10 protein-coding genes, 1 tRNA gene and 1 pseudogene are annotated in these 9,520 nt (G+C 37.8%); 2 read left to right on the top strand and 10 right to left on the bottom strand.

Annotated features, from left to right (window positions below; translation table 11 throughout):
- Nucleotides 1-72 precede the first annotated feature (72 nt).
- The 10 genes and pseudogenes from NFS22_RS05600 to NFS22_RS05555 form a co-directional block, all read right to left on the bottom strand.
- Nucleotides 73-810: a DNA adenine methylase gene (locus tag NFS22_RS05600; protein WP_251316737.1), complete on the bottom strand. Its 738-nt coding sequence runs from the start codon at nt 808-810 to the stop codon at nt 73-75.
- Entirely contained in the window at nt 811-1,302 is a 492-nt protein-coding gene (locus NFS22_RS05595) for a phage N-6-adenine-methyltransferase (protein ID WP_251316736.1), read from the bottom strand.
- A 34-nt stretch (nt 1,303-1,336) separates the two neighbouring features.
- Nucleotides 1,337-3,529 (bottom strand): RNA ligase, encoded by a 2,193-nt coding sequence (locus NFS22_RS05590; RefSeq protein ID WP_251316735.1) that lies wholly within the window; start codon nt 3,527-3,529, stop codon nt 1,337-1,339.
- Between the two features lie 98 nt (nt 3,530-3,627).
- Entirely contained in the window at nt 3,628-4,410 is a 783-nt protein-coding gene (locus tag NFS22_RS05585) for a DUF6273 domain-containing protein (RefSeq protein ID WP_251316734.1), read from the bottom strand.
- Between the two features lie 15 nt (nt 4,411-4,425).
- Nucleotides 4,426-4,713: a hypothetical protein gene (locus tag NFS22_RS05580; RefSeq protein ID WP_251316733.1), complete on the bottom strand. Its 288-nt coding sequence runs from the start codon at nt 4,711-4,713 to the stop codon at nt 4,426-4,428.
- A gap of 643 nt (nt 4,714-5,356) precedes the next feature.
- Nucleotides 5,357-6,004, bottom strand: coding sequence for a hypothetical protein (locus NFS22_RS05575; protein WP_251316732.1), 648 nt, complete (start codon nt 6,002-6,004; stop codon nt 5,357-5,359).
- Between the two features lie 37 nt (nt 6,005-6,041).
- Nucleotides 6,042-6,117, bottom strand: a tRNA-OTHER gene (locus tag NFS22_RS05570).
- A 63-nt stretch (nt 6,118-6,180) separates the two neighbouring features.
- Complete coding sequence (locus NFS22_RS05565; protein ID WP_251316731.1) at nt 6,181-7,116, bottom strand: hypothetical protein; 936 nt, start codon at nt 7,114-7,116, stop codon at nt 6,181-6,183.
- 81 nt (nt 7,117-7,197) lie between these two features.
- Nucleotides 7,198-7,549 (bottom strand): annotated as a pseudogene (locus NFS22_RS05560) (type II toxin-antitoxin system PemK/MazF family toxin).
- Between the two features lie 81 nt (nt 7,550-7,630).
- Nucleotides 7,631-8,341 (bottom strand): hypothetical protein, encoded by a 711-nt coding sequence (locus NFS22_RS05555; RefSeq protein ID WP_251316730.1) that lies wholly within the window; start codon nt 8,339-8,341, stop codon nt 7,631-7,633.
- A 159-nt stretch (nt 8,342-8,500) separates the two neighbouring features.
- Between NFS22_RS05555 and NFS22_RS05550 the strand changes: the two genes are divergently transcribed.
- A complete protein-coding gene (locus NFS22_RS05550) occupies nt 8,501-8,848 on the top strand; it encodes a helix-turn-helix domain-containing protein (protein ID WP_251316729.1) in 348 nt (115 codons plus the stop codon).
- Between the two features lie 55 nt (nt 8,849-8,903).
- Nucleotides 8,904-9,518, top strand: a complete 615-nt coding sequence (locus tag NFS22_RS05545) for an ImmA/IrrE family metallo-endopeptidase (RefSeq protein ID WP_251316728.1) — start codon at nt 8,904-8,906, stop codon at nt 9,516-9,518.
- The last annotated feature ends 2 nt before the right edge of the window (nt 9,519-9,520 follow it).

Raw genomic sequence — 9,520 nt, 5'->3', positions numbered from 1 at the left:
TAACGAGAATTACCAAATTTTTAATACGAAGTGTAGAAGTCATAATGTCATCCTTTCCGTTTAGAAATATTGTTATTCACTGAATATGTATAGTTGTTCCGTAATGTCAATCCGTGAGGCATTGTCCAGTGTTCTTTTTACTGGCTTTGACCATACAGATTGCCACTTATCAGGAGCAACTTGTTCTGATACCAGAACTATATTTTCTTTGGAACATTCTTCAGCCCATTGCCAAAACCCTGTATGATTAAAGGTATCCTGATACCCCGTTGTATTTTTGTAAGGAATATCACAGTAAATTACACCACGCTTAAACTGCGACATATCAAGCTGCCTATAATCAGACTCGCCAAATATCACATCATTTAACTGCGGGAGTTGTGATAAAAGGTTACGCTTTGCTTCATCATAATAGTTGCGTGTTGTCCCAATTTTTGTTTTAACAATACCAGCCCTACCGCCAAAGAACTTTCCATTATAAGATGCAAGAAATCCTACTGCTCCTATATACCAATCTGGATATTTGCCATCTCCAGTCTGAAAAGATTTTCGTACTGCATCATATTCCTCTTTTGTGATTTCATCAGGCAATTTGCAAATCAAATCTCTATGTTTAAACAGTTCAATCAAATAATGATTTATGTCATATCCAATTTTTCTGTTACAAGAAATTTTATCAATTACATTTGCCCCCCCGACAAAAGGCTCTAAATAGAAACTGGCATCTGTTTGATCTATGTATGATTGAATAATTGGAACAATATGCTTGGCAATTCGTGATTTGCTGCCAACATATTTTATATTTACCACCTACTCTTTTAATTTGATCCAAAATCCTAAGTCTGATAAAGTTTTAATCTCATCATCATAATCTTGCTCTGTAAAAACAACAACTTCACTTGGAAATGGTGCTGCATCCTTATCCCCAAACTTCAATCGTCCTTTTACAAAGCAGACATACTTAGCATTTGGGAAAATATATGTATGCTGTGACTTTGTATCTGTTCTGGCAGGAATGAGCATCACACTTGTAATATGATGCTCTTTACATTCCTTCCAGCATTTTTCAATCCAATCTTCTTGACCCGGATTATCCTTTGTCCTACGACCATATGGAGGATTACAAAAAACTACTTGCCCCCCCCAATTTTTCGTTAGGCCATTATTCTCTACAGTATAATACTGTTCGCATTTGTGGTTCATATCATCTGCACAAGGATCAAGAGTAAAACCAAAGATTGAATTTAGACGATTAAAGAACCATTGGGGTGTAGACCAGTTATTATTTCCTGTGCTTAACAATACTGGATTTATGACAGTTACCCTCTTTCTTTAATCATTTAGAAATATTGTTATTTGCTTGCTTGAAAAACATATCTCGCAGTTCAATGATATTAGTAGGATGATCTTCTTGCTTTGCAATTTCCTGACAGAACCCATAAAACTGATTCTGGAGCGGAGTAAGCAGCGAACCCATACGCCGATAGTAACCACTTCTAAAAACAGATTGTGCAACGCCACGCATATGTTTCCATAGCTTGTAATAGTCAAGTTTAATCTTTACCATAAAACCAACACTATCTTCTACTACAAAACCTTCAATAATGCGTCCATTGAACTGATAATCCTCTGCCAGTACATCATTGTACCAATCACGGAACTCATGCCAATTCTGAAGCTGAACTGCCTTTGTCTTAACTTCAAATCCATATTCATTACCAAGTTCAAGAACTTGAGCATACGGCAATTTTTCAAAATCAAGCTGATTCTTGACTACATCCAACAAAAACAGATGAGAAGTATCATATTTAATGATATGCGGATCATTAGCCATATCCACACATTCAAACACAAGGGTTACATTCTTGCGCTTCAGATAATCTTTCAGCTTATCAGGATTTTTTACATTCTTAAAGAACATATCCCGCAGCCAGCCAGCAAAATCGCCCTCTGTTGTTGATTTACTTGCAATAAAGAAATCATCAGTTTCAGGATTATAGGATACCATACCAAGGAATCCATTTTCCTTTACATAAGCTGTTACAGGGAACTTCAATTTATACTGGAGCATACCGAATCTGGTTTCAGGACGCTCATTAACATTGAAGAACTTGGGATAAGAACGTGCTACCACTACGCCATTAGCGGTATCAATAAACAGGCCACGTGCCTTAGTAGTCTGTTCATTCCATTTTTTATCATAGAAAGCATCACGAGTAAAGTTAAAGGATGAAATGTTGCCAAGTTGCTTTTCGTAGATGTAACGATTTTGCCGCAACTTATCGACAACATCCATTACGCTTTTTTCTTCTGTGGTATATCCAACAGGTGCAACTTCCTCCTGCTGACGAAATACGGTATTCTGGATCATAACAGGATGGAACCCATCTGCATCCAAAACAACGGCTCTTAAACAACCGCCTCGTTCAACTGCACCTTCCAGATTAAAGCACCGTTCTGACATTGTGATGGGAGAATCTTCAGTATTACGATGACCAAAAATTTGATATGTATTTTTAGGCATTGTCTGATCGAAAGTAGTTGCCACATCAAGGTAGTCACCATATCGACCAACTCCACGGATCATTTGTTCAGATGCAACTTTAGTCAGATTATCAGGAATCAAACTCAAACCAGCATGAGTAACAAGCACAGTCTTTTCACCAAACCTATAATACACACACTGATTAAGTTTACGATACAGCATTCGAGCAACCTTACTATCCAACCCCCCAGCTTCAAGCTGTCGCCGTGTCACATTCTCAAATTCCTTAGACTGAGATGTACCACCATGCGCCCAATACCAAAGCCAGCGTTCATGATTACCCTCCAGCAGAATCACATTCGGTTTATCCATAATACTGAAAAGGAACTTGATGACCTCAACATTTTCAATGCCACGATCAATATAATCGCCACAAAAAATATACAGTTCATTATCCTTAAATCCATCTTTTAGATACTCTTGCAAGACAGTATAACAACCATGAATATCACCGATATGATGAATCTTTTTGTAATGAGAATAGTCACTCGGCTTATACCAAATCTTGTCAAGTTCGTCAGGCTGGATTACAGTCACACCAGCAGGAATAGCTTGTGTTTCAAAACGTGCGTACATTTTTTCGATTACTTCATCTGGAACCTGTTTATAAAGCGGCCTCAATTTATTGCGCCGTTTACATTCCTCCATAGGAACGCCAGTCATATCAACACAGAAAATCCGATACCGATATGTCTTTGCCATGTCCTTATAACGGTTGATCTCCTGTGTCTTAGAATTGGTTGCGTCAATCACCACAAATTCGCCACGCTGCATTCTGGCCTCAAGCATCTGGAACAAGAGATTCCATACCAGCTTTTCATTTGTCTGACTGATTGCCATTGATCCATCTGTTTGCAAAACGGGCGACTGACACATCAAGCGGATATTGTCAGCAGAAAGTGCATACTGCTCCAGATCGTGTTCCTTAATATAAGTAGACTTACCCACTCCAGCAGACCCACGGAGCAAAAGCAGAACCCTCATCTATATCTTCCTTTCGTTTTACTTGGTTTGAATGTTCATCATCCATTATCTGTCCCGGCTTACGCCTTAGACAAGATAATGGTGATGAACCGATGAACTCAGGTACAGAAGGCCGGGGCGACCCCACGGGAAAAGCCAGAGTAGTTGTAACTCGCCGCTCCAGAAGTGTAGACACGGCAAAAACAGCTCGCGTTGCCAGCATACACAGAGCGCAGCCATTGCCAGTCCTTCTCATTGTCGCCGTTCAACTTAAACCACGGAAAGTTCTCCTGCATAAACAACGCATACCAATAGCCTTCACCATCATTGGAATAGAATGTACGTCCATACAGTTCCTTTTCAGACTTCAGCCAGACATAATCCTTGGACTTTACAATCTCACCGTTCTTGTTGGCGGTCAACTTCCATACAGGCTTAACAATGGCACGAAGTTCATCAGACATATTATCGTAAAACTCACCATTCAGGAATGTACGTCCGTCACATTCATCCCAGCAAGAGGATTCACTATTACGCTTCATATAAATCTCATCCTTATAAAGCGCAACCATATCCCAACTGATAGGAGCCTTACCGCTATCATCAGCAAGATCATCATGGTCAAAGTCCATAATCTGATACTCAACAACAAAACCATTCTTCATGTAATCCTTCTTGGTTGCACCAAGCGCAAAGAACGTTTTTGCCTTTCCTGCACGACCAATCTCATCAATCATTGCCCAAGAAAGATTATCAAGATTATGCAGCGGGAAATTCAGGGGAAACAGAAAATCAGAATTGTTCCCACTCTCGCCAAACTTTACCCTGACTACATCATTATCCTTAGTGACATTCAGATTAGGAAAGCGATCCAAAACATTCTGATCAATACAAAGTTCCATTTTATATTCTCCTTCTTAGAATTTAATACAGTCTCGAATAATACCCCTTTTATCAAGGTATTTACTCCACCGAACAACATCATATTGTCCAGTAACTTCACCTGTTATATCGTATAGCCGATTCTCAATTTCTACAACAAAGTGATTATTTACAGCATCATACATAATAATTGAATTTGAAAATCTACTATGCAAAATATAAGCAAACCAGTAACAACAACCTTCTGTAAAAGTAGTAATCGTATCTTTCAGCTTACCACCAGATGTAAACCTGTCAATAAAAGCAATTACTTTTTTGTGCAATTAATCACTCCTTTGCATCGGACACTCTATTCAGAATTTATTATGGTGTGCTATTACGCCAAAAGATTCTGATAAATATATCAGCCAGCCCCATTTTTCTGTCAGCACATCACTTCATGCCACTTTCATTGATAAGTAGTACGACATAAAGCATTTCGCACTTAACAGTGGTTCGATCTACTCCTTAGATGATGGCTGCTTCTAAGCCAACATTCCATAATAAATTCTGGACAGAATGCCCGATAATATCTATCAGACATTCTATATATCAACTCGCTACATAACAGCCTTGTGGTGAGCCGCTGGACAAGCATAACAATTCCAAAAACCATCTGCCAAGGATTTTGTAAAACTTTGTTCTTTGTTGCCTAATCTTTCAACTTTGAAGATTCATAAACTTTGAACGTTGAAGTTTGAACCTTCAGCTTTTAGCCTTGAACTTTACAGTCATCATTTACAATTTCCAATTTACTATTAGAAACTTGAATAATATCAATTCTTTTTTGATATGTATATTCTCAGTTTATGAGACTGTAATTTTTATAGGCGGTAATGTTTTTATTAATTTACACCTCAGAACATTACCTAAACTCAGGCGTGTTATGGTTTGCAGTTTTCGTTACGCAGCGAGTAGATAGTTTGCTTAATATTCGATGGTAATGGTTGTCACCGCATTACTCACCGACAGAGCCGCATCCACTTCAGGCAGGAACGTGTTAATCATGTCATCCAGTTCCTCAATCTTTGTTTCGATACCAAGCGGATCAAGCAGCGTCATAGTATTTGCCTTGATGTAAGTATTCATCGAAGCAACATACTCATCACTATCGGTCTTTACATCCTTTACGTCTTTGCCGCCCATCATTGCCACAGCAAATTGTTCTGCCTTCTGCTGAAGGGAGGCATTATGCTTCTCCAGTTCGGTTTTCTGCGTTGAAAGCTGCTGGCGAAGAATGTCACGAAGCTGAATGTAATAGTCCATGCCGTGATTCTTCTTTTCAATGGCCTCAACCACCGTATATTCCTTGTCGCCAATCTTTACCATAGTCGTAGCATTGGAAACAACCACAGCGTTCTTAATGGCGTTACGGCGGCGAATCAGATCAGATGCTTTCTGAAAAGCCTCTGTAGCCTTGGCCTTATACTGCTCTACTGTCTTGCCTTTTACTGTATCTTGATTGTTCTTCTTTGTGATAACAAAATCACCACTCAGAATTGCGGCCTCAATACGACCACCAAGAATCTTCAGTTCAGCAAGAGCCTTATGTACGGTCATAGTTTCAGTTGTCATGTTGCATTACCCCTTTTTGATTTTTGAATTTTGATGTTCGCAAAGGTTGGACTCGAACCAACACATATCCCCAGCACGTCACCAGAGTGTTCTACCAGTTAAACTACCTTGCGATATAATTATAAATATTGTTATTTATGTAAGTTTTAAGAGGTATGGCCTCTTAAAACCGAAATTCAAGAATACATATAACTCTTAAATTCCTGATATTCACTAAGTTTTCTTAAAAGGTCTGTTTTTCGTTGGGGTGTCAAATCATCCTGCACCTTGAAAAATGCTTTCAAAACTTCAAAATCTGATCTGGATATTTCACCATTTGCCTGTTCATATTCGTACATACGATAATACAATCCAGATAAATAAATTCGTTTCCATTGAAATTGTTTTCCATGCTCATCAGCAATTTTTAAAGTGGAACTTTGAACATTAGAAAGTTGAGACAATGTAAGATGTGCGTTTCTATAACTTCGCAACAAGTATTTGCTCTTAACATATGACAATACTCTGCCGCCCATCTTTCTTGAATCATAAGTATCATCATTCTTATACTTTGCAAGAAAATACGATACATCTTTGCTTAAACTAATTATCTGACCTGTCGCTGGATTTTCTATCGTATCTTCATCTTCGTTTAGGTTAGATTTCAATATTTCAAGAACTTCTTTAGGTTCTATTCCGTACCAGATTAACAATGCTGCCGCTTTAAATGTATCAAATTCCGATCCTCTATCTTCAAATATAGTTTCCAAAGTAGAAAACAAATCTTGCAGATCAGAAAAATAATATCTGGTATAAAAAGCAGAACGGTTTATATCTGCGTACTGAATTTGTGCAAAATCTCTTGATAACTGTTCCGATCCATACCCTTGTTCGTACATCCATTTGATAAAGTCATTAATTGTACTTTTGTAGGAAAGAAAACTGTTTATTGACATACACGCTGCTTGTGAAAGCATATCAACAAAGTCTTGTTTCGTCAAATCAGCGTAGGCCACATCAGATTTGTATTCAAAGAACTTCGTGATAACCAGTCTGGTCTTTTGTCGGCTGGCATCATTCATATTGAAAGAAGATTCATCAATGTACTTATCCAAAATGCCTTGCTCGATCATTGCTATCACCTCACACTTCTATGATAACAAAAATACATCTTTTTGTCAACGCCATTTTGAAATTTTTTATAATTATTGTTATTAAGCGATGTTCAACCCAAGACTAATTAGCATAGCCCGATCAACCTGATCCATAACCTCGTTCGATACGCTGCCTACATACTTTTGCAACCGAAACTTATCTATAGTTCTCAACTGCTCCAGTAGAACAGTTGAATCCATAGCAATATTTCCTTCGCCTGAATTGATAGTTATATGTGTCGGCAACTTTCGTTTTGATTTTGAAGTTAATACAGCCACAATCAACTGTTGGACTATGTTTATTACCTATATTGTTTTGAACAATCAGAACTGGACGTGTACCGCCTTGTTCGCTGCCGACAGCAGGACTTAGATCGGCATAATAAATGTCACCTCGCTTTATTGTTTTCATTACAACACCCTCTTTGCAAATGTATTAGAAATCTTGTTATTATATTATCATGCTCGACAGCATTTGTCAAGCACAATATATTTACTGTGACAATTTCTTCCACATAGCTTTGGCGTATTTCAAAATGCACTGAGCCTTCTGGTAAAACTCATCAGACACAGTTTCCTTATCCCGGTCATCATAAATTAATTTACTGGTAACAGAACACCGTCCCTCCAGATCATAAATTCCTGCATAGATTCTATCATGTCCATCTACATTTCTTATTTGAAAACAAACAGATCGACTCATTTGCATAGAACGGGATAGGCCACCCAAATATATGTTAATAATATTCTTGATTTGATTTTTTTCAACAGGTGATAATTCACCAAGGAGCCACGGATCAATTGCCAGAATAAGCATATCCAACTCTTTAATATGAATTGCAAATTCTTCGCTAAAATAACCTATATCCATCAAATCAGAAATTTCTTTCCAAGTTTTATGTTTACGTACAACAATATTCTGCGGCTTGTTATGTAATGCTTTAATTCTATATGTCTGATTTGGTGTATTGCAAATAAACTCGTCAATATCAACAGCTTGAATATTGACCACAATATCATCAGTAAAAACAGGGGTTGCAAATAGCCGCCTAAATTCAAGTGTTCCAGACTCTCTACCAATTATTTCAGTAGCATTAAACTCTTTCCCGTTATTTACTGAAATGTGAAATAGATCATATTTGCTTAATAGGGAAATCAGTGAAAGCATCTTTTTATTGTCCACTTGATCGACTTTGATATGCAACTTGACCACACTCCTATTCTGTATTGACAAATTAGATTATTTACCGTATAATGGGCAATGCAGAGATAACTTTCTCAATCCCACGGTCATACTATATCAGATAGTTTTCTCAATGTCAAGCATAAAATGAGATAATATTCTAAGTGGAGGGGAAATTTTATGGAAATGGGTTTATATGACCGCATTCAAAGGCTGTGTGAGGATAGAAAAATCAGCATTGCACGTCTGGAAAGTGATTGTGGATTCTCAAACTCGACAATTAAAAAGTGGAAAGCTACCAGTACGCCCGGAGTAGATAAAATCAAAGCAATAGCACAATACTTCGGCGTTACAGTCGATTATTTGCTTGGCCTAACTGAAATTCCTACATCAGCAGATGAAATCTGTGGTGATCCAGATATTATTTCTATCCAACGAGCAAAGTCAAAGATGGTCAAAGGCGATCCACAACGCATGATGCAAATGCTTCGTATTGGGTTTGATTATGCGTTCAAAGATGATGAATAATAGTCCGTATTATCGGACTTTAGATATGCTATGATAATTGCGAGGTGATAGACTCTTGATTAGATATGCTTATATTTGTAACCAAGTCCTACAGCTTTACCGCAGCTTACCTACAATCAGTTTCCCAATGAACCCACAGCTATTCTTTGACCAAATTAAGAATTGCAAAACAATGGCATACACTACTTTCGCTGAAATCAATTCATGTTCTATCAATGATGTATTGGAACTATGCGAAAGCGAAAGTGGTTGCACTCATTATGACGTGACTAATAACAGATACCTTGTTCTTTTCAATAGTTCTACATCTAACAACAATGTAATAGGACGTATTCGCTGGACGCTGGCACATGAACTTGGTCACGTGATCTTAAAGCATCTATCATATTTGGCAGAGCCACGGATCGCAGAGAATAACTTTAATAAACTTTCTAATCCTGAACTGGAGGCCGAAGCTGATTATTTTGCTGCACTCTTACTTTGTCCTATGCCTTTATATGAGCAGCTTCATATCCAATCAGCGCAAGATATTCAACGTGTCTTTGGCTTGTCTGTAGAAGCCTCTAATGTACGCTGGAATGAATATCTTAAATGGAAACGTAGTCATAGAAAAACTGCTTGGGAAAATGATCTGAAACGACTGGTTAATCAACGTTTAGAAATAAAATAATT

The organism is Flintibacter muris, assembly GCF_943192995.1.
GTDB lineage: Bacteria > Bacillota > Clostridia > Oscillospirales > Oscillospiraceae > Lawsonibacter > Lawsonibacter muris.
Note: the sequence above shows the minus strand (reverse complement) of the source record. Positions and strands in the feature narration are given on the sequence as shown.